Source organism: Pseudomonas sp. NPDC089743 (genome assembly GCF_044748785.1).
GTDB classification, from domain to species: Bacteria; Pseudomonadota; Gammaproteobacteria; order Pseudomonadales; family Pseudomonadaceae; genus Aquipseudomonas; species Aquipseudomonas putida_X.
On record NZ_JBIVGS010000005.1, the window covers coordinates 354,591 to 375,569 of the forward strand.

The following is a 20,979-nucleotide window of genomic DNA, read 5'->3' on the forward strand; positions in this document are numbered from 1 at the left end:
CCGGGTTGCCATCGACATGACCTACCAGCACGACTACGCCCATTCCATTGCCGACCCTGCTGCCTTCTGGGCCGAACAGGCCAAACAGCTGGCCTGGTATCGCCAGCCCACCCTGACCCTGCAGGAAAACCCCGACGGCACCCATCGCTGGTTCGCCGACGGTCGCCTGAACAGCTGCTACCTGGCCCTCGATCGGCAAATCGAGCTGGGCCGTGGCGAGCAGGCGGCGCTGATCTACGATTCTCCCGTGACCGGCGTGCAGCAGGTGTTCAGCTACAACCAGCTGCGTGACGAAGTAGCGCGCCTGGCCGGGTTGCTGCGCCGGTTAGGGGTTGGCAAAGGCGATGGGGTGATCATCTACATGCCGATGGTGCCGCAGGCGGCCATGGCCATGCTCGCCTGCGCGCGTATCGGTGCAGTGCACTCAGTGGTGTTCGGTGGCTTTGCAGCCAATGAACTGGCCCTGCGTATCGATGATGCGCGGCCAAGCGTGCTGCTGACGGCGTCCTGCGGGCTGGAGTTCGACAGGGTGATCGAGTACAAGCCGCTGGTCGACCGCGCGCTGCAACTGGCTCACCACCAGCCGCGTCAGGTGCTGGTGCTGCAGCGGCCCCAGGTTCGCGCCCAGTTGCAGCCAGGGCGCGACCTTGACTGGCAGCAAGCGCTGATGAAAGCCGAGCCTGTGCCTGCGGTCGAGCTGACAGCGGCAGACCCGCTGTACATCATCTACACCTCGGGTACCACGGGCAAACCCAAGGGCATCGTGCGTGAAAACGGTGGCAACGCGGTAGCCCTGTGTTATGCCATGCGCCATATCTACGGCATGCAGGCGGGCGACGTGTGGTGGGGCATTTCCGATGTGGGCTGGGTGGTCGGGCACTCGCTGATCGTCTATGGCCCTCTGATGAGCGGCTGCACCACGGTGTTCTATGAAGGCAAGCCGATCCGCACCCCGGATGCTTCGGCCTATTGGCGTGTGGTCGAGCAGTATCGGGTCAATGCCCTGTTCTGTGCGCCGACCGCCATGCGGGCGATCCGCAAGGAGGACCCGGATGGCGAGTTGATCCGCCGACATGACCTGAGCTCGCTGCGCCAATTGTTCCTGGCCGGGGAAAAACTGGATTCAAGTACCCACCAGTGGCTGGAGCGGGTGTCCGGCAAGCCGGTGCACGACCATTGGTGGCAGACCGAGACGGGCTGGCCAGTCACCGCGCCGTGCGTGGGGCTCGAGGGCAGCGCGGCGCGGCCGGGTTCGAGCAACCGCGCAGTGCCGGGCTATCACGTTCGGGTGCTGGATGACGATGGGCACCTGCTGGGCCCGAATCATCAGGGCGCCATCGTCATCGCGCTGCCGCTGCCACCCGGTTGCAGCCAGACCTTGTGGGGCGATCATGAGCGCTACCTGCAGGCTTATCTGCAGACCTACCCGGGTTACTACCACACCGGTGATGGTGGCTACCTGGATGACGACGGGTTCGTCTACATCATGGGGCGAACCGATGATGTGATCAACGTCTCTGGCCATCGCCTCTCCACCGGCGAGATGGAGGACTTGGTGGCGTGCCACCCTGCGGTGGCCGAATGCGCGGTGATCGGTGTGCACGACCAGATCAAGGGCCAGGTGCCCTTGGCGCTGGTGGTGCTCAAGGACGGTGAGGGTATTGGCGAGGCGCAACTGTCGGTGGAGTTGGTGGGCAAGGTGCGTGAGCAGATCGGCGCGTTGGCGTGCTTCAATCAAGTGCGTTTGGTGAAGCGGCTGCCCAAGACCCGCTCGGGCAAGATCCTGCGGGCGGTGTTGCGCAAGATTGCCGATGGCCAGGCGTATGTGCCGCCCTCGACACTGGATGATCCGGCGGTGCTCAGAGAGATCGAAGCGGTGCTGGCGGATCTGCCCAGAGCAGGCTGACCGTTGGCCTGGCCAACGGGCGAATGCGCGTGTTCAGCCGGGGAACGTCTGCGGGCCGACCTGATGCAACTGCCCCAGCCGGCTGCGGGTGCGCATCAGGTCGGCAACGTGGCCGCCCAGGCTCTCTTCCAGCCGCCGCTGCCCGATCACCGTCACCTGGCAGTCCTGGTCGTACAGTACGTCCACCAGGTTGACGAAGCGCTGCTGCGCTGCCAATGAGCACTCCGAGAGGTCATCCAGCCCGTCGATGACCCAGGTATCGAAATGCTGGGCAAGCTGCAGATAATCGATCACCGCTGTGGGCTGCTCGCACAGGTCGTCAAAGGCGAACATCACCGTCCTGCCGTCACTGACGAGCGCCCGAAGGTTGCGTTTGTTCACCTCCAGCGTGAGCGGTTGCGCGGCCGGCACCTTCAGCGCCTGGCGCTGGGCCGCATCGCCAGGCCATACATAGTGGCCTTGGGTAAAACGCTGGTGTTCACGGTTGGCCGGCAGGCTGCGAAAGTCGGTGTCACCGCCGACTTCAAGTACCTCCATACGGCCATTGATCAGGCGGATCACCGGCAGGAATCGCTCGTGGTACAGCGGATTGGGCAGCAGCCCCTCGGGTGCGTAGTTCGAGGTCACCAGCAGGAAGATGCCACGTGCGAACAAGGCATTGAACAGGCGGGTGAGCAGCATGGCATCACCGATGTCATGCACATGGAATTCGTCGAAACACAGTACCTGGCAGTCGCCCAGTAATTCGTCCAGCGTCGCGCCCAAGGCATCGTCGAGCAGCCTGTGACGATGCATGCCCTGATGCAGGCGGGCAAAGAAATCATGAAAGTGCAGGCGTTTTTTTGCCTCGACCGGCACTGCCTGGAAAAACCCGTCCAGCAGCCAGCTCTTGCCGCGGCCCACCGAGCCGTACAAGTACAGACTGCGGGGTTCGCCCCCTGGCAAGCGGGCAAGCTGCGCGGCCATGGCATGGATGACCCGGCGCTGGCCGTCGCTGAGCTGATAGCCACGGCTACGCGCCTTGTCTTCGAACCATGCGAGCAGTTCACTCTGGTTGGAGGTGGCGGTGCGCAGGCGTTGGCTCAGTTGGCGCAGGGGGGAGGGGATCCAGGCAGACAAAAGCTAAGCTCCTTGGGCAAAGGAAGGTCAGCGCGCAGCTTGCCTGAGGTCGGCCCTTTAAACCAATAGAAAAAGTGCGGTGCTTCTATCAGTTGGCCGGATGACTCAAACCTTGCGCTCCAACTGGCGCTCGATCATGTATTTGATGGTCAGCCGGCGCTCCTTGAGCAGGCGCAGGTCGTCGTCCTGAAAGTTGCCGGCCGAGATCGCCTCAGCTGCAAGGACCTGATTGTCGATGTCGATGTATTCGTCGAGCAGACGGTCGAGGGTCTTGTCTTGCTGACGGCGTTGCTGAACGATTTCGCGGGGGTAGTGCAGGTCTTGGTACAGGTCGTGGGAAACAGGCATGGCATCCTCCTTGGTCAATGCAAATTGCTTATCTGATTGGAAGGGCGCAATGCGATTGTGTTGAAGCGAGGCGGTATAAATGCGACGGATGGTCACTTTGGTACGTGTGAAAGGCCTGCAAAACACTAACCTGCTGTTTTAAAGCATTTTTTTTGCGAAAGGGGCTTCCCACGTCCAGAGAATGTTGTTAAAGTGCCGCGCATTCCAAGACAACAACCCAGTTGTCACTCAGTTGGAAAAGTCAGAGCAGCTAACGCTGCATCCGATACAGGGGCGTCGCCAAGCGGTAAGGCAGCAGGTTTTGATCCTGCCATGCGTTGGTTCGAATCCAGCCGCCCCTGCCATTTTCTCTTTGCAATACACCTTCTTGATTCAGTGCAGATGACCATCGGCGCTGGGTTTCGTCGTGTCTGGCGTGCGTAGAAGCCGGTCGCCAGCGTACTGGCGATGGCCTCTGCGCTCAAGCCCTACTGCCTGTTCACCCGCAGCAGTTCATCCAGCACGCGGGCCAGCTCCTCAGCCTGCACCGGCTTCTGCATCACCAGGCTGTCCGGTAAATCCAGACCCTCCAGCTCGGCATACCCGGTCAGGAACACCACCGGCAAGCGCGGATGCCTTTCACGTGCGGCCAACGCCAACTGGGCACCGTTGAATTCAGGCATGGCAAAGTCGGTAAGCAACAGGTCGATCTCGTCGTCCAGCTGGGCCAATGCCTGTTCGCCGCTGTGTGCCTGGCGTACCTGATAGCCGTATTGGCGCAACACATCGCCGAGCATGTCGCGCACCAGGTGGTCGTCATCCACCAGCAGCACCGTGCGGTCGCGGCCCGTGTCACTGACCGACTGCGATGCAGCCGGGACCACCGGGTCCACCGCCCGTTCATGCTTCACTGCAGGCAGGTAGACGGCAACCTGAGTGCCATGCCCTGGCGCGGTGTCGATGCGCACACCGCCACCCGACTGCTTGGCAAAGCCGAACACCTGTGCAAGCCCCAGGCCCGAGCCTTTGCCGATGTCCTTGGTGGTGAAGAACGGTTCGAACACCTTGGCCACCACCTCTTCGCTCATGCCGCAGCCGGTGTCGCGAATGCTCAGCATCACGTACTCACCCGGCTCTGGGTCTTCCGGCCGCTGCGGGCGGGCCTTGATCCGCGTATTACGGGTGGACAGCGTCAGCTGGCCGCCGTCGGGCATGGCGTCGCGAGCGTTGATCGCCAGGTTGAGGATGATCATTTCGGTCTGGGTCGGGTCGGTCAGCGCTTGCCACAGGCTGTGGTCCAGGTCCAGGCGCACAGAAATGCTCCCGCCCAAGGTGCGGCGCAGTAATTCCTCCAGGCCGCTCAACGTGCGGTTGAGGTTCAGAGGCACCGGTTCCAGACGCTGGCGGCGGGAGAAGGCGAGCAACTGTGAGGTCAGCTTGGCGCCGCGTTCACCGGCCTCGCGGATGTGCGTCAGGCGCTTGCGGGCTTTCTCCAGGTCACCTTTGTCCAGGTCACGCTCGAGGAAGCTTGAGCCGGTAAGGATGACGGTCAGCAGATTATTGAAGTCGTGGGCAACACCGGCAGTGAGCTGGCCAACCGCCTCCAGCCGTTGCATCTGCTGCAGCGCCGCTTCGATGCGCTCGCGCTCGGCGATCTGTTCGCGCAGGCGCTCGTTGGCGTCCGCCAGCCCTACGGCTGCTTCGCGCTCGCTGGTGATGTCGCGGGCCACCACATAGAGCAGGGTGTCCTCCGGTACCACCACCCATGACAGCCAGCGCAACTGACCGCCTGCATGCTGGATGCGGCCGACGAAGCGGGCGCTGGTGCGGCCATGAGAGAGGGCGGCCAATTCGGTCAGCAGCGCTTCCTGGTCCGGTTCAGGCAGCAGATGCAATAACGAGGTCTGGCTCAGGCGCTCGCGGGAGAAGCCCAGGCTGGCCTCCCAGGCAGGGTTCAGGGCGACCGGCGTGAGGTCTTTGTTGAGCACCGCGAGCAGGTCCTGGGACAGTTCCCAGGCCCGGTCGCGCTCGCGGGTGCGCCGCTCCACACGTTCGCCGAGCATTTCGTTGAGTTGCTTGAGCGCCTGGGTGGCCAGGCGCTGTGCGTGGATGTCCTGCAGCACGCCCGAAAAGCGCGTGCAGCGGCCATCGACGAACTGGCTCTGGCCACTGCTGAGCAGCCAGCGCGGCTCCAGGCCGTTGGGCTGGGCAATGCGGAATTCGGCCCGGTAAAGCCCGTCGCTGTCCGGGCGCATGGCGTATTCCACCGCTTCACGTACGCGGGGCACGTCTTCGGGGTAGATGCCTGCATAGAAAACATCGAGGTTCATCTCGGTGTCTACCGGCAGACCGAACAGCGTCTTGCAGCGGGCATCCCACACCAAAAGCCCTTCCTGCGGACGGAAATCCCAGGTGCCCATGCCGGCGGCATCGATGGCGATCCGTGCACGTGCCTCCACATCCGCCAAGGCTTCCTCGGCACGGCGCCGCCGTTGGCGCTCCTGCACTTCGGTAAGCGCCCTGCGCACTGCCTTGGGCAGCATCGGCAGGTTCTTTTTCAGGACATAATCGGTGGCACCCAGGCGGATCATCTCCACCGCGTGCTCTTCACCGTAAATGCCCGAAAGGAAGATGAACGGCGTGTCCGGCGCCAGTCGCTGAGCGATGGCCAGTACGTCGGTGCCGGACGAGCCCGGCAGCACGCAGTCACACAGGATCAGGTCATAGCTGGCTTCGCCCAGGGCGTGCTCGGCGGCGACATGGTCGAACACCAGCTGCGATTGCAGCTGCAAGCCGCTGCGCTCGAGGCTCAGCAGGGTCAGCTCGGCATCCAGCGAGCTGTCTTCAACCATCAGTAATTTGAGCGGCGTTGGCAGCATCTTTGCGGTTGGCCTCAGTTGCTGCCACGCCGGTTAAGGCGCAGCGAGCCGGGTGGGGGTTCATTGAGTACGGCCCAGAACACCCCAAGGTCGGAAATCGCCGCAACGAACTCCTTGAACTCCACAGGTTTGACCACGTAGGCGTTCACCCCCAGCTCATAGGCACGCAGCAGGTCCGGCTCCTCCCGCGAAGACGTCAGCATCACCGTCGGGATGCTGCGCAGTTCGGGGGTGGCGCGTACTTCCCTGAGCACTTCCAGGCCATCGACCTTGGGCAGTTTCAGGTCCAGCAGCAACACCGCAGGGTTGCCGTCGGCACGCTCGGCATAGGTGTTGCGGCGCAGCAGGTAGTCAAGGGCATCTGCGCCGTCGCGCAGCACGATGACCTCGTTGGCCAACTGGCTACGCTCCAGGGCCAGGAGCGTGAGTTCCAGGTCCCTGGGGTTGTCTTCTACCAGCAGGATAGGCTTGAGCATGATTGTACGGGTGCCTCAGGTTGTTTCTGGATGACGGGGAAGGGTGAAATGGAAGCTGGCGCCTTGGTCGACCTGACCTTGGGCCCAGACTCGGCCATCGTGACGCTCGATGATCCGGCGCACGCTGGCCAGGCCGATCCCGGTGCCCTCGAAGTCCTCCATGCGGTGTAGCCGCTGGAACACACCGAAGAGTTTGTTCGCATAGGCCATATCGAAGCCCACGCCATTATCGCGAATATAGACTTCGATTTCCTCTTCGTGCAGGTGGGCGCCGATGTCGATGCGTGCAGGCTCGCGGCCACGGGTGTATTTGATGGCGTTGGCGATCAGGTTGTGCAGCGCCAGGTTGATGAAGGCCGGGTCACCGATCACCTTGGGCAGCGGCGCCACGTTCCAGATGATCTCACGCCCTTCGTAATCGGGCGCCAGTTCCTGGCGAATGGCTTCGACCAAGGCATTGAGGTCGACATCGGACAGGCGCAGCGCCGAGCGGCCCATCTGCGAGAAATTCAGCAAGTTGTCCACCAGGCTGCCGGCGAACTGCGCGGCCTCCTCGATGTGTTTGAGAAAGCGCCGGCCGCGCTCACTCAGGCCCTGGCCTTCGATCTCGCCAAGCAGTTCGCTATAGCCGGCGATATGGCGCAACGGTGCGCGCAGGTCGTGGGACACGCTGTAGCTGAAGGCTTCGAGCTCTTTGTTCGAACGGCGTAGTTCATTTGCCAGCTGCGCCAGTTCTTCTGCCTTGCGCAAGACGATGCCGAGCACTGCAGTGCGCAGTTCGAGCACGCCTTCGATCGTCAGCGGGTCCCACGGCTCGCAGTAGCCGCTTAACTGTTCCTGCCAGTGTTCGAAGCTGTGCCGCGGGTTCAGTGCCCCCTGCGGGCCTATCTGTTTGTCGGGCCGCCCGGCCCAGTTGACCGTGCGTACCTGCTCGGGGCGGAACCACAGCAGGTAGTGCGAATGGATCTGGGAAATGGCCACCGCCAACACGCCACCGGCATGCTCGGCCAGCTCGGGCAGTTCGTCGATGTCGCGGCGCACGTTGTCACTCTGGAACACCGTCTCGTCATCGCGCTGGGCCAACCAGTGCACCAGCGCAGTGACCTGCGCCGCCGGCGGCGTCTGGCCAATCAGGTCGCAGCGCTCGGCGGAAATGACCGCCGCGCCGCTCGCCCCGGCGAACGCCAACAGCACCTCGGGCAGGGCGCGCAGGCCCTCGCTGACGCTGTCATGGTCGGCCATCGAGGAGATCATCCGGACGATGTGCTGGCGCAGGTCGAGCAGCTTGCGCGTATTGGCGTGGGATTCACGCGATTCGATCTGCAGCGACAGCACGCTGGCCAGCAGCTCGCAGGCCGTGCGGGTGCGCAGATCGACCGGGCGAGGTTGCTGGTGATGGCACGACACCAGCCCCCACAGTTGCCCATCGACCACGATCGACAGTGACATCGACGCCAGGGTGCCCATGTTGCGCATGTATTGCAGGTGCACCGGCGACACGCTGCGCAACGCGGCAAAACTCATGTCCAGCGATTGGCCGGTGCGCGGGTTGGCCGCCGGTACCATCGGCACGGCCTGGTAGTTGGCATCTTCGATCACGCGGATGCGGTTGACCCGATAAAGCTCCCGGGCCTGGCGGGGGATGTCCGAGGCCGGGAAGCATAGGCCCAGGTAGCGGGGATAGCCGGCATCGGCCACTTCAGCCAGCACCTGGCCATTACCTTCCGAGTCGAAGCTGTAGGCTTTGACTCGGCCAAAACCTGTGATCTGCTTTATTTGCAGCACGGTCTGCTGCAGCAACTCTTCCAGGCTGGCGGCGTTGTTCAGGCTGCTGACAAAACTACGCACCAGTGGGTAATAGTCGCCTTCAAGGGCCTGGCCCGCGGGCTGGCGAGCGGGTTCGAACTCGGCGATCAGCACCTGGTCATGGCGATGCGTGAGCAGGCGCAGGCGGTCGCTGAAGGGCGCGCCCTGGCGCAGGTACACATCGCCAATGTAGAACGGGAAAACGTCATCCCCGGGCAAGCGCTCAAGATGGGCGCGCAGGTCGAAACTGTCGCTGACCACGTCGGCGAAGGTGCACCCCAGCACTTCTTGGGCGGGCACGCCTAGCCAGCGGGCGACATTGTCGCTGGCCTGGAGGATACGCAGGTCCTGTTCGTCCAGCACCAGCAGAAAACCGTGGGGTTGAATGCTGCCGGGAACCTGAATGGGCTCCTGGGCACAGCGTTCCACGGCTTCGGCAAGTGCGATGTCTGTGGTCGTCAATGGATACGCTCCTGTCATGTTCGTCCATGCATGGCGCGCATGCGTCTGATGCGGGCTCGGTGGCTGCTGCGCACCGTAACAGAATGCGCAAAGGTTTGCCGGCCTATGGCCATTGGAGGCGCTGGATGGGCATGGGTTCGATGCCGCTCGGAAATTTCTTGGCCGTGGCAGGGCAGCCATCTAACCCTTTGTTGTTACTACCAAAGAATGGCGGGCAGCGGCCACGGGTAAGCCACCGGCTGCTACGCTCAGACACAGGACCTTGAAAGGGGCGTGTCAGTGACGGGACGCTGTGTGGTGACGCTGTGGGGCCTGCTGTTGACTGGCAGTGCCGTAGCAGCGGACTTCCTCGTGGAGGTGCGCGTGCAGGTGCAACGAGGCTGCATGCTGGTCAACCAGCAGCGCGAGGCGGGGGCGCAGGACCTCGGTCGGCTCGACCTGGGCACTGCCGCACGCCTGGATGGGCCCGGTACGCCCTTGAGCGCGGAGCTGCTCAACCAGCGGCCACCGCGCCTGGAATGCAACCCCGATACGCCCTACCAGGTGCGTGTCGACGGTGGCCAGCACGGTGGTGCCGGTGAACTGCGCTTCTTGGCCAGCAGCGACGCCAGGGCGCGGCCGATCCCCTACCGGCTGTACCGCGATGCGGCCTGGCGCGAGCCTGTGATCGTGGGCCAGCCCCACGCCGCGCGCGTGCCGGACAGCGGTACGGTCGAACTGCCGCTGTACGCCCGTATCGACAAGCTGGCCTGGGTGCCGCACGCCGGCGTGTATGCCGACCTGCTCAAAGTCACGGTCACCTGGTAGCGAGCCAACATGCACAAGGACGTCATGCCATGAACCGTACATCCATCCTGCTGCTCAGCCTGGGCCCGCTGCTACTGCCCAGCGGCGCAGCACATGGCACGACCACCGGCTTCATCCAGGCCCGTCTGGTGATCAGCGCCGCATGCCAGATCAGCAGTGGCGACCAGCCCCCGGCCACGCTCGGCAACCCTGGGCTGATGGACTTCGGCGAGCGTGGCCCGAACTGGGACCAGCCGCTGCGCAGCCGGGTCGACGAAGCGAACGGCGAGGGCAGCCTGCAAATCAGCTGCACGCCCCAGGTCAGGGCTTTCAACGTGCGCATCAACGGCGGCCTCAACGGTAGCGATGGCGTCCGGCGCCTCAGCAATGGCCGTGAAATGATCCCCTATCAACTGGCGCTCGACCCCGGCGGCAATAGCCGTTATGGCATCGGCCAGGCGCGTGCCTTCACCATCAGCAGCACCGAACAGATTCCCATCCCCATCTTCGGCGTTGTGGTGGCGCAACCGCGTGCGCTGCCGGCCGGGTTGTACCGCGACACGCTCAGAGTGACTTTGGACTGGTAATTCCCGCAAGGAGACCCCGATGCGAACGAACCTCACCCACTGCATGCTCGCCGGCCTTGGCCTGGCGATGGCATGCCACGCCCAGGCCGCCACGGTGACCGGGACCATCAGCTCCACCCTGACATTGACTTCCGCTTGCCAGGTCAACGGCACCACAGGCACCTCGGGGTTGAATTTCGGTACCCTCAGCTTCGGCACTCAGGAAGCGTTGTTCACCACCGCCAACGGCGAGGTGCTCGGTGGCGGCGGCGGTGCGATGAGCATCCTCTGCTCCGCAGGTACGGTGCCAGCCATCCGCGTGCGTGCGGGGGCCAACGACGGTGCCTCGACTGGCGGTACCCGGGCGCTGGCAGACGGCAACGGCAACTTCGTGCCCTACGACTTCTATACCGACACTGGGCGTACCCAACTGCTGGCCATCGACGGCACCATCACGCTGCCGACCAGCACCGGGGTTGCTCAGACCGTCAACCTCTATGGTCAGGCGCGCGGCAAGGCCGGCCTGCCAGCCGGGGTATACACCGATACGGTGGCCGTCGAGCTGTCGTTCTGAGCCGCAGCCATGCGCTATTGGCTGGGTGGCTCCCTTGCAGGCCTGGGCATCCTGTTGGCGACGCCACTGGATGCGGCGACCAGCAGCAGCTTCCAGGTCACCGCGACGATCACCGCGGGCTGCCTGGTGGTGGGCGGCGTCAGCCAGTATGGCGTGCTCGATTACGGCACCCAGTCGGCCTTGGCGACCGGGACCCTCGGCACGTCCCTGGGCGGGACCACGGTGACTTTCCAGTGCACGCCCGGCGTTAGCCTGAGCATGAGCCTGAACGGTGGGCAGAACGCGGTGAGCGGCACGCGCTACCTCAAGCGCGGCGGCGGCACGCAGCTACTGGCCTACCAACTGTACCAGGACGCGGCCTACAGCCAGAGCATCGCCGTGGGCCAGAGCGTGGCACTGAACAACAGCGACCCGACGGCGATCAAGCTGTCGGTGTATGGCCGCACGCAGCTCACCGGCCTTGTGCCGGCCGGCACTTACACCGACGTCGTGCAGGTGGCGGTGACCTGGTGAAACGACCGGGGCCCCTGACAATCAATCAAGGAGAGCGGTATGCAGGCAGGCGCGAAGTGGGCGCGGGGTTTGATCGGGGCATTGCTGCTGGCGAGCTTGCCAGCGGGGGCTGCCACCTCGGTGCTGATCTGGCCGATCGACCCGGTGCTGGAGGCTGACCAGAAGGCCGGCGCGCTGTGGCTGGAGAACCGCGGCAGCGCCCCGGCGAGCCTCCAGGTACGCGTGTTTGCCTGGCGACAGGGCGATAACCAGGAGCAGTTCCAGGCCCAGCGGGAGATCATCGGCAGCCCGCCGGTAGCGACCATCGCCCCCGGCCAGAAACAACTGATCCGCCTCACCCGCACCGGCAGTTCACCGGCCGGCCAGGAACAGGCCTACCGCATCATCATCGACGAAATTCCCTCGCCACTGCCCACGGACAACGCCAACCAGGGCGCCACTGCGGCCATCCGCCTGCAGATGCGCTATTCGGTGCCGTTGTTCGTCTATGGCGAAGGTTTGTGGGGCAAGCCGGATCCGCAAGGCAAGCGCAGCGCCAGCGGCGTGGGCAAGCCGCAGCTGAGCTGGCGACCGGTAACGGTGCAGGGCAAACCCTATGTAGAGCTGCGCAACACCGGCCCGGTGCATGCCCGGCTGACCGATGTGGTGGTACAGCAGGGCGGCCAGGCAAGGCCACTGGCCGAGGGCCTGCTGGGGTATGTACTGCCCGGGGCCAGCATGCGCTGGCCGGCACCGGTTGCACCGAACGCCAGCGGCGTACTCAAGGGCAGGGTGAACGGCCAGGAGGTGGCCGAGGCGATCCGCCAAGGGCAATGAAGCCACTATTGAATGAATGTCAGGGGCCAGGGAGGACCCGGCAATGGTTGGAATGCGTGTGTGAAATGGCTGGCGCGGGCGACACGCCGCTGGTACCTGGGGCTGGCGCTCATCGGCCCCGGCCTGGCGGTGGCCGACGAGCTGCCGCCGCCGCCTACCGAGGCCGCCGCCATTGCCGACGCCACACTGTATCTGGACCTGCTGGTGAACCAGGTGCCCAGGGCTGAGCTGGTGCCGGTGCAGCAGCGCGCCGGGGGGCTGTTCCTCGACAGCCAGGTGCTGCGCGCTGCCGGCATCGCCCTGCCGGGCAACCCGCAAGGCGAGGTGGCCCTGGATGCCATCGCGGGCCTGCACAGCGACTACGACAGCCAGAACCAGCGCCTGCTGCTGCAAGTGCCACCGGCCTGGCTCCCGGACCAGCAGGTCGGCGACCGTAACCTGTATCCGGCCAGCGATGCACGCAGCAGTTTCGGCGCGCTGTTCAACTATGACCTGTACCTGAACGACACCGACGAGGGGGGGACTTACCTGGCAGCCTGGAATGAGCTGCGCCTGTTCGACCGTTGGGGCACCTTTGCCACCACCGGCCAGTGGCGGCAGTCGTTCAACGGCGCTGCGGCCGACGACAGCCGTCAGGGCTTTTTGCGCTACGACACCACCTGGCGCTACACCGACGAGCAGCGCCTGCTGACTTACGAAGCGGGCGACTTCGTCACCGGTGCGTTGCCCTGGACCAGTTCGGTGCGGGTGGGCGGCCTGCAACTGTCGCGTGACTTTGCCGCCCGCCCGGACCTGGTCACGTATCCGTTGCCTGCCTTCGCGGGGGAGGCGGCAGTGCCAACCTCGCTGGACTTGTTCATCAACGGCTACAAGTCCAGCACCACGGAGTTGCAGCCTGGCCCCTACACCCTGACCAACGTGCCGTTCATCAACGGTGCCGGCGAGGCCGTGGTGGTCACCACTGATGCCCTGGGGCGCCAGGTGTCCACCACGTTGCCGTTCTACGTCACCAGCAGCCTGCTGCAAAAAGGCCTGTCGGATTTCTCCATGGCCGCCGGCAGCCTGCGCCGTGACTATGCCGTGCGCGACTTCAGCTACGGGCCTGGCGTCGCCTCGGCCAGCCTGCGCCATGGCGTCAGCGATGCCTTCACCCTCGAAAGCCATGTCGAAACCGCAGAATCGTTGCTGCTTGGCGGTTTGGGCGCGAATGTGCGCCTGGGCACTTTCGGCGTACTGAACGCTGCCTTAGCCCAGAGCCAGTACGACGGTGAAAAGGGCCACCAGGTCGCCCTCGGCTATCAGTACAACAGCCAGCGCCTCGGTTTCAGCTATCAGCGTTTGCAGCGCCATGATGCGTACGCCGACCTGAGCCGGGTCGACAGCCCGGACCTGCAATTGAGCCAGCGCAGCGAGCAGGTCACCCTGAGCCTCAACCTGGAACGCTTCGGCAGCCTTGGCGCGGGCTACTTCGATGTGCGCGCCGGTGACGGCTCACGCACCCGGCTGATCAACCTCAGTTGGAGCAAGCCGCTGTGGGGCAACAGCAGTGTCTACCTGTCGGCCAACCGCGAGGTCGGCGACAGCCAGTGGGCGGTGCAGGCGCAATGGGTGATCCCGATCGACTTCAGCGGCACCCTGGCGGTGAGCATGGAGCGCAGCAAGGAAGGCGAGGACCTGCAGCGGGTCAACTTCAGCCGCGCGGTGCCGGTGGGCGGCGGTGTCGGCTACAACCTTGGCTACGCCACCGGAGGTGATCGTGATGCCTACCGCCAGGCGGACGCCACCTGGCGCCTGCAGTCGGTGCAATTGCAGGCCGGCGTGTATGGCAGCAGCGGTGAGATGACCCGATGGGCCGACGCCAGCGGCTCGCTGGTGTGGATGGACGCCGGGGTGTTTGCCGCCAATCGTATCGACGATGCCTTTGTGGTGGTCAGCACCGGCGGCTATGCCGATGTGCCCGTGCGTTACGAAAATCAGGAGATCGGCCGCACCGACCGCAACGGCCACCTGCTGGTGCCGTACAGCAGCGGCTACTACCGCGGCAAGTACGAGATCGACCCCATGGATCTGCCGCCCGATGTGCTCGCGACACAGGTGGAGCAGCGGGTCGCGGTGCGTCGTGGCAGCGGCTACTTGCTGGAATTCCCGCTCAAGCGCGTGCTGGCGGCGAGCATCGAGCTGGTCGATGGCAACCAGCAGCCGCTCAAGCTGGGCAGTACGGTCAGCCACCGTGAAAGTGGCAGCCAGGCGGTGGTGGGTTGGGACGGGCTGGTCTATCTGGAGAACCTCTCGGCGCATAACCAGCTGCAGGTCAGGCTGGAGGGAGGAGGGCAGTGTCAGGTCGAATTCGACTTGCCCCAGGCAGAAGGCTCGATCCCGTTGATCGGCCCTCTGGTGTGCCGATGAGCAAGGGGGTGCGCGGCCTGCTGATCGGCATGCTGGCGCTGCCGGCGGGGTCGGCCTGGGCGTTATGTTCGTCCGTGGCCACCGCACCAGCGGCGTTCGGCACCGTCAACTCGACCCTGGTGCGCACCGCCATCCAGAGTGCCTCCACCACCAATGCGGGTTTGCAATGCACCGGGTCGTTGTTGTCCCTGCTAGTGAGCAGTGACCACTTCTACCTCACCATCACATCACCTACCAGCGGGCTGGTAGGGCCGACCGGGGATGTCATCCCCTATACGATCTATGCCAATAATACGACCAGCTACCCGATCACTCGCGGCGCCCAGTTCGATTTCGCCCGCAACGGCCTGATCGACGCCCTGGGCCTGCTCAATGGCAATTCCCCGAAGTCTGTGCCGGTGTACTTGAAGACTTCGGTTGGCGCCAACGTGGCGGCCGGCGTCTATACCGAGACGCTGAACCTTGCCTGGGTCTGGAACTACTGCTCAGGCATTGGCCTGGGCAATCTGTGCCTGGGGCGCGACACGGGTTCGGGTAACCAGACCCTCACGGTGAGCCTGACGGTGAGTAATGATTGCCAGATATCGACGCCCACCATCAGCTTTGGCAGTGCGCCGGTAGTGGCGGGGTTCGGCACGGTGAACCAGAGCGTGAACCTGTCCTGTACCAAGGGCAGCAGCTACACGGTCGGGCTGGATGACGGGCAGAATGCAGCAGGCGGGCGTCGGAGGATGAAGTCTGCTGCCAACAACTACCTGGCCTACGACATCTTCAAAAGCGCGGGCGCCGTACGGTGGGGAGCCGTGGGCAGCGCGCGGCGCTCGAGCAGCGATGCCAATGTCAACCCCGGGGCGGGGACTGGCACGGGTAGCCAGGTGTTCAACTACAACGCCAAGGTCTACACCGACCAGGCGACACCGCCGGCGGCGACCTATACCGACAATGTGATACTCGATGTGCAGTTTTGACTGTGCAGGCCTTTTCGCGGGCTTGCCCCGAGAAAAGGCCTGCACTGATCAGCGCAAGTCGTCAGCCATCTTCAGCAAGGTTTCCAGCACCGCCCCTGCCAATGCCTTGGACCGCGCTCCCGACCAGCCGGTCTTCGGGTTGGGGGCATCGTCATGGTCTTTGAACGGCATCTCCAGGGTCAGCGACAGGCAGTCGTACGCCATGCCCACCGCATTGCACGCCAGTGTCGTATTGGCCGTCCCCGGCTCATCGCGGGTATAGCCATGCACGGTCTGGAAGTCAGGCGTGATGCTGCACAAGGTGCTACGGAACTGCTCCTCCAGCCTGGCCAGACGCGTCGTATAGCCGGGGTTGCCCTCGCAGGCCGCCGTGAACACATGCGGGATTTCTTCATCCCCATGCACATCGATGAACGCATCCACCCCGTACTGCTTCATCTGCGCCTGGGCAAAGAACACCTCCGGGCTCGCTTCGACGCTGGCGTCCTGCCAGGCCCGGTTGAGGTCCTGGCCCTTGAAGTTGGTGCGCAGGTGGCCGAGGAAGGCGCCATCGGGGTTCATGTTGGGAATCAGGTACAGGTCAGCCTTGGCCAGCAATTGCTGGACGACTGCGTCATTGCTTTGCAGCCGGTCGATCACCCCCTCCATGAACCACTCGGCCATGTGCTCGCCCGGGTGCTGCTGGGCGATCAGCCAGAGCTTGCGCTTGCCTGCGGCCCCGTCGCCTGCGCGCAACAGCGGAATGTCGCGGCCTTGCACGCTACGGCCATGGGCCAGTAACTCGACACCGGGGATCTGCTGGGCACGCTCGATCAACTGGTTGTGGCGGGCACGCGGGTAGGGCTCGAAGTAGGCGAACCAGATCTGCTCTTGCTCGGCTTCCACTGCAAAGGCCAGCGCCTTGTCATCGAACTGGCTGGGCACACGGAACCAGGTCTGCTGGTCGTAGGAAGCCACGGCGTTGTAGCCGTCCCAGGCGTTCTTGTAGGAAGACTCGCTGGCGTTGTCCAAGCTGAAGCGATGAACCTGGCCGGGCGTGAGGCCGCTGACCTTGAAGTGGAACCACTGGAAGTGGCCGCTGTGGGTGTCCGGGCGAATGGCCAGGTGGACCCGGGCAGGGTTGCTGGCATCCAGGACCTGGATGTTGCCGGAATCGAAAGCGCAGTCGATTTGCAGAGGGGACAGCGTCACGGTCATTGGCGTGGCTCCTTGGGCTTTGTTGTGGGGGTACTGTACACCCCTCGTGAGGGAGGCTGTGTACAAAAACAGCACCCACGATGATTTCCTGTTGTTGAAAAGTTAATGGCTGGCTTGAGTACGCAAGTACTTGAACGCAGTCGGACGGGGGCCAATGGCGTAACGGCACGATGTCGGGCTCAAAAGTCCTACACGTTTTTGGGATATTTCAATGAGCAACTCCGCTTGTGTATCTTGCCGGTGTGGTTTCGTATATGGCCTTAAAAAGTGATGCAACGCTTCGGCGTACGGCTCAGCGCCCTGTGGTCAGAAACCGGAGTTTGTGGCGTGCCTGCTAAAACTACTGCCCTATCGATTTTTCTGGTTCTTATTAGTCTGCTGGGTGTATTCCCGCTCGATGTGATTTTGCCTTCTGTTGCGCACATGGCTGAGTATTTTGCAGTCGATACAAAACGCATTGCCTATTCGGTGAGTTTATTTGCACTGGGTGTGGCGTTATCCCAAGCGGTGATCGGCCCGCTTTCCGATTGCGTGGGAAGAAAGCGCTTGCTGATCGCGGGGCTCCTGCTGGGCATCGTGGGGGCAATCGGCTGCCTGCGCGCCGTACACTATGAGACCTTCATGGTGTTCCGCCTGTTGCAGGCCATGGGCTGTGGCTGTTTCGTACTAAGCCAAGCGCTGGTGCAGGACAGTTACAGTGGCCAACAGCGCGATGCGATGCGAATCCTTCTGACCAGTGCGAGCGGTGTCTTTATTGCGTTGTCGCCGTTGGCAGGCAGTGTGCTTCAGCACTATGGGGGGTGGAAGGCAAGTTTTCAGGTGTTTGTCATGCTGGCAACAGGGGTGCTGTTACTTTGTTTTATGTTGGTGGAGGACACTGGAGCCTCTCGTGATCGAGGCGGTTTTTTGCCGGGCTATTGCCAAGTGCTGAAAGACAGAACGTTCCTTGTGTATTCGCTGTTTTCCTGTTTGGCATTTGCCTGTCATTTTTCATTTGTCGTCATATCCCCCTTGTTATTGATGGGGCGGCTAGGGTTGACGGAGTTCGCCTTCTCCATGGTGTTTCTGCTCTATGGGTTGGCCTGCATGGTCGGCGGTGTCATTGCCAATAAGCTGAATCGAAGGCTGAGTACACAGGCGCAGATTGGTTGTGGGTTTGCCCTGATAGGCGCTGCGGGCGTTGCTCTGCACTTTGCTTTGTCAGGCGATGAACGGGTGCTGATCAAACTAGTGTTGCCCTTAACGATCTGCACCATCGGCACGACCATCGTTCGCCCGGCTGCAACCACCTATGCGCTCAGTCGGCACCCCGATCGCGCAGGGACTGCTGCCTCGGTCAGCAACACATTGCTTTTTGCGTGTGGCGGGGGGGTGAGCCTGCTGGTGGCGTCCTCAGGCGAGGTGAATTTGGCAACGAATCTGGCGGCGAGCTTTATAGTCTCTTGCCTGTCAGGCTGGCTGCTTCTCGCTTACGTGGCCGGGCGATTCAGGCACGAGCCTTGATCTGCAGGTGGGCTGGCTTTGCCTCTGCCGTCCCTGACGGCTTATGCCCAGTAACCAAACAGCACCAGCGCCGCCACGCTCAGCCCTACTGCAATCGAGCAGCCACCCAACGAAATCGCCGCTCGGCCTTGCCGATACCAGCCATCGTGGCCCAGCTCCCGCGCTGGGGCGAGCAGGCTGCGCCAGCGCAGTTCGGTGTCATGGAAGGCTTGCAGGTGCGCTGGATCGGCGTCCAGCCAGCGTCGAAAATCAATGCGCTCGCAGGTAGTGACCTCGGGGCTCTGCAGCCGTACGTACCATTGGCCGGCAACGCTCGCCACGGCATCACCGTGGGGCCGTGCCGTTTGCAGGGCCTGGTTCATGTGCCGTTCGATGCTCAGCAAGGGCAAATCGAGGCGCGTGGCGATGCTGGCGTAGTCCAGCTGGTCCAGGCGGTTGAGCAGGAACACCTGCTGAACCCGGCGTGGCAAGCGCTTGAGCCCATGCAGCAGGGCAGCTTCGGCGTCGTGGCCAGCGGTGGGTGTTGGATGCTCAACAGGCAGCAGCAGGCGGCTCATGGTCAGCTCCTTGCTCAAGAGGGCAGGGGTGGGGGCATCTTCCGTGATGCGGAAACAGAGTAGGCGAAACGAGATTGATTCTCAAGTGCTGATTCCGCAAAGTTTTGTAATGAGCTTTCACGCCCTGAAACATTTTTGCTATCATCGCGGCCATCAACGATCTTCATTAGCCTGAAGAGCCAAAAAAAAGACCCGGCAAAAAGCCGGGTCAAAAACCGTGATTAGCCTGATGAGGAGATAATCTGAGAGCGACCTAAGCTCCAGGTTATCCAGCAGATCTCGCGATCAGCTGAGTGCAATAATAATCGTTATCATTTGCCAGTCAAATGTTTTTTCGCCTATCCGGTGAAAAAAAACGGCTGAAGCACTTCCTTGTCCCGGCAATCGGGGCCTTTGCCGTTACCTGGCCATCACGTCTCTCCCTATTCCAGTTCCAGCCTAACGACCGCTCTGTACGGCTCGCTTGTGCTCCAGCAGTGCCCTGGCCATGTCCATCATATGCATCAGTGCGAAGGTCAATTCGCGGTGGCTGCCTTCCTGATGGGTGGCGGTTTCGTGGGCGGTGGCGGCAGCGCAGCGCAGCAGGGCGATGGCGTGCTCCTGGGCCTGGTCTGCGGTGACGCCTTCGTGGAGTGTCCAGATCTTGTTGTCGATGCTGGGGCGCGGTGGGTTGGGGTTGAGGTAGTAGTCGAGGGCGCGGCGTGCGGCTTCGCTGTCGAGTTCTGTTTCGTCGTTTTTCGGTGGTTTCATCCTGATACCTGCATAAGCCAAGAGGGAAAAGGTCCGCACTGATCTTAATACCTAAAGTATTTGTGTGCTTTATGAGAAATAATACTGAATGTTTATTGAGCGCTAGAAGGCAGTCCGTATCGTGCCAGCGATGAATATGGATAAATGGATTGCCCTCGTCCGTGACCGGATGGAGGAGCTCGATATCTCCCAAGAACAGCTCGCCGAACGCGTTGGGGTTTCCCAGGGCAGCGTGGGGCATTGGGTGAACAAGCGGCGCCAGCCCAAGGTCGAGTCGATGAACCGCGTCTTCGTCGAGCTGGGCATGCCCCACTACCACGTGAGCATGCAGCTGCGGGTACTGGGCCAGGTGGGTGAGGACGCTGGCCGCTATGTGCTGGATGAAGAGGATGACGATGTAGACCTGATGCACTACATCGTGTGTTTTCGTTACCCGGTGCGAGGCTGGGATGCGTTGGGTGAATCAGCGCCCGAGCAGGCCACGGTGTACGAGCAGACCGAGTACATGGCGCAAGGCAAAGCGTTCTGGCTGACGGTGGAGAACGATGCCATGAGTACGGCCAGTGGCCGTAGCGTGCCGCAAGGCATGCGCATTCTGGTGGACCCGGGGCTGGAGGCTGAGCCTGGGCGGTTGGTGATTGCGCGCCAACCTGGCAAATCGGCGATTCTCCGCGAACTGGCCGAAGAGGGCGGGCAGCGGTATCTGCGGGCGCTGAACAGCAGCTACCCGGCGTTGGTGTGTGAGGACGGGTGTGAGTTTCTTGGGGTAGTCGTACGGGCGCACGGTACTTACTAGATTGTCGGGGCTGCTGTGCAGCCCAATCGCCGGCAAGCCGGCTTGTATGGTTAGACTTGAAGGGGTGGTGGGACTAAATGCCGGATTCTGACTGTTGACCCAGTACAGACTGTGGGAGACATCGCCCCACCCCTTCCACCAAAGCGCCGATAAAGAATGCATCGTTTGCAAGCGACGATAGAAGCAAGCCAGCGCCTCTTGGTGAAAACCCTTCAAGCTCAAAAACCATAACGCGAGGAGCCGCCCATGGCAATGCAGGTAAACAAAATGATCGTGGGTGCGGATGTCGCAAAAGCCGAATTAGTGATTCATCACGATGATCGTGATGAAATTATCAGGCTGAAAAATACCAAGCCCGAAATCAAAAGCTGGCTAAAGCAACAGCCCCTCGGCACTGCAATCGCTGTTGAGGCGACCAATGTCTACCATCTGGACCTAGTTGAGCTAGCCCATGGCTTTGGTTTCGACGTTTATGTCATCGATGGTTTCCAACTGAGCAACTACAGGAAAAGTGTTGGAGGGCGGGTTAAAACTGACCCCTCTGATGCTCGGTTGCTGTCCCGATTTTTGAA

At 62.7% G+C, this 20,979-nt stretch carries 19 protein-coding genes and 1 tRNA gene; 12 read left to right on the forward strand and 8 right to left on the reverse strand.

All coding sequences use genetic code 11. From position 1 onward, the window contains the following. Window positions 1-16 precede the first annotated feature (16 nt). Window positions 17-1,906, forward strand: coding sequence for a propionyl-CoA synthetase (locus ACIPZC_RS12585; protein ID WP_400627253.1), 1,890 nt, complete (start codon window positions 17-19; stop codon window positions 1,904-1,906). 33 nt (window positions 1,907-1,939) lie between these two features. On the opposite strand, the gene zapE is transcribed toward ACIPZC_RS12585, so the two are convergent. Both zapE and ACIPZC_RS12595 read right to left on the reverse strand, forming a co-directional pair. Beyond that, the gene (zapE, locus tag ACIPZC_RS12590; protein WP_400627214.1) at window positions 1,940-3,025 is read right to left on the reverse strand and encodes a cell division protein ZapE; all 1,086 of its coding nucleotides are present in this window, start codon (window positions 3,023-3,025) and stop codon (window positions 1,940-1,942) included. Between the two features lie 105 nt (window positions 3,026-3,130). After that, window positions 3,131-3,373, reverse strand: coding sequence for a hypothetical protein (locus tag ACIPZC_RS12595; RefSeq protein ID WP_267822545.1), 243 nt, complete (start codon window positions 3,371-3,373; stop codon window positions 3,131-3,133). Between the two features lie 269 nt (window positions 3,374-3,642). Between ACIPZC_RS12595 and ACIPZC_RS12600 the strand changes: the two genes are divergently transcribed. After that, window positions 3,643-3,717, forward strand: a tRNA-Gln gene (locus ACIPZC_RS12600). Window positions 3,718-3,840: 123 nt separating this feature from the next. Here ACIPZC_RS12600 and ACIPZC_RS12605 read toward each other — a convergent pair. The 3 genes from ACIPZC_RS12605 to ACIPZC_RS12615 are packed head-to-tail and all read right to left on the reverse strand — an operon-like array spanning window position 3,841 to window position 8,993. After that, entirely contained in the window at window positions 3,841-6,231 is a 2,391-nt protein-coding gene (locus ACIPZC_RS12605) for a response regulator (protein WP_400627216.1), read from the reverse strand. Window positions 6,232-6,245: 14 nt separating this feature from the next. Beyond that, complete coding sequence (locus ACIPZC_RS12610) at window positions 6,246-6,707, reverse strand: response regulator (RefSeq protein WP_012313696.1); 462 nt, start codon at window positions 6,705-6,707, stop codon at window positions 6,246-6,248. 15 nt (window positions 6,708-6,722) lie between these two features. Further along, window positions 6,723-8,993: an ATP-binding protein gene (locus tag ACIPZC_RS12615; RefSeq protein WP_400627218.1), complete on the reverse strand. Its 2,271-nt coding sequence runs from the start codon at window positions 8,991-8,993 to the stop codon at window positions 6,723-6,725. 261 nt (window positions 8,994-9,254) lie between these two features. Here ACIPZC_RS12615 and ACIPZC_RS12620 point away from each other — a divergent pair, with 261 nt between their 5' ends. From ACIPZC_RS12620 to ACIPZC_RS12650, 7 genes are read left to right on the forward strand one after another with little or no spacing between them, the layout of a single operon-like run. After that, on the forward strand, window positions 9,255-9,782 hold the full coding sequence (locus ACIPZC_RS12620) for a spore coat U domain-containing protein (RefSeq protein ID WP_400627220.1): 528 nt from the start codon (window positions 9,255-9,257) through the stop codon (window positions 9,780-9,782). Window positions 9,783-9,811: 29 nt separating this feature from the next. Further along, entirely contained in the window at window positions 9,812-10,348 is a 537-nt protein-coding gene (locus ACIPZC_RS12625; protein ID WP_267822554.1) for a spore coat U domain-containing protein, read from the forward strand. A 19-nt stretch (window positions 10,349-10,367) separates the two neighbouring features. After that, window positions 10,368-10,901, forward strand: a complete 534-nt coding sequence (locus ACIPZC_RS12630; protein WP_400627222.1) for a spore coat U domain-containing protein — start codon at window positions 10,368-10,370, stop codon at window positions 10,899-10,901. A 9-nt stretch (window positions 10,902-10,910) separates the two neighbouring features. Further along, window positions 10,911-11,414: a spore coat U domain-containing protein gene (locus ACIPZC_RS12635; protein WP_400627224.1), complete on the forward strand. Its 504-nt coding sequence runs from the start codon at window positions 10,911-10,913 to the stop codon at window positions 11,412-11,414. 39 nt (window positions 11,415-11,453) lie between these two features. Beyond that, on the forward strand, window positions 11,454-12,230 hold the full coding sequence (locus tag ACIPZC_RS12640; protein WP_241803280.1) for a molecular chaperone: 777 nt from the start codon (window positions 11,454-11,456) through the stop codon (window positions 12,228-12,230). Window positions 12,231-12,290: 60 nt separating this feature from the next. Continuing rightward, a complete protein-coding gene (locus ACIPZC_RS12645) occupies window positions 12,291-14,636 on the forward strand; it encodes a fimbria/pilus outer membrane usher protein (protein WP_400627226.1) in 2,346 nt (781 codons plus the stop codon). Beyond that, window positions 14,633-15,604 (forward strand): spore coat protein U domain-containing protein, encoded by a 972-nt coding sequence (locus tag ACIPZC_RS12650; RefSeq protein ID WP_400627228.1) that lies wholly within the window; start codon window positions 14,633-14,635, stop codon window positions 15,602-15,604. The genes ACIPZC_RS12645 and ACIPZC_RS12650 overlap by 4 nt, the downstream gene beginning before the upstream one ends. 48 nt (window positions 15,605-15,652) lie before the next feature. On the opposite strand, the gene ACIPZC_RS12655 is transcribed toward ACIPZC_RS12650, so the two are convergent. Then, complete coding sequence (locus tag ACIPZC_RS12655; RefSeq protein ID WP_400627230.1) at window positions 15,653-16,801, reverse strand: M14-type cytosolic carboxypeptidase; 1,149 nt, start codon at window positions 16,799-16,801, stop codon at window positions 15,653-15,655. Between the two features lie 327 nt (window positions 16,802-17,128). Here ACIPZC_RS12655 and ACIPZC_RS12660 point away from each other — a divergent pair, with 327 nt between their 5' ends. Continuing rightward, on the forward strand, window positions 17,129-18,304 hold the full coding sequence (locus ACIPZC_RS12660; protein WP_400627232.1) for a Bcr/CflA family efflux MFS transporter: 1,176 nt from the start codon (window positions 17,129-17,131) through the stop codon (window positions 18,302-18,304). 41 nt (window positions 18,305-18,345) lie between these two features. Here ACIPZC_RS12660 and ACIPZC_RS12665 read toward each other — a convergent pair whose 3' ends face one another. Beyond that, window positions 18,346-18,861 carry a DUF4880 domain-containing protein gene (locus ACIPZC_RS12665; RefSeq protein ID WP_400627234.1) on the reverse strand — a complete coding sequence of 172 codons (516 nt, stop codon included), beginning with the start codon at window positions 18,859-18,861 and terminating at the stop codon, window positions 18,346-18,348. A gap of 438 nt (window positions 18,862-19,299) precedes the next feature. After that, a complete protein-coding gene (locus tag ACIPZC_RS12670; RefSeq protein ID WP_241803286.1) occupies window positions 19,300-19,611 on the reverse strand; it encodes a DUF6124 family protein in 312 nt (103 codons plus the stop codon). Window positions 19,612-19,741: 130 nt separating this feature from the next. On the opposite strand from ACIPZC_RS12670, the gene ACIPZC_RS12675 reads away from it, so the two are divergent. Both ACIPZC_RS12675 and ACIPZC_RS12680 read left to right on the forward strand, forming a co-directional pair. Further along, a complete protein-coding gene (locus ACIPZC_RS12675) occupies window positions 19,742-20,407 on the forward strand; it encodes a S24 family peptidase (protein WP_400627236.1) in 666 nt (221 codons plus the stop codon). 246 nt (window positions 20,408-20,653) lie between these two features. Further along, the coding region (locus tag ACIPZC_RS12680; RefSeq protein ID WP_400627238.1) for a transposase at window positions 20,654-20,979 on the forward strand (326 nt) is incomplete at its 3' end.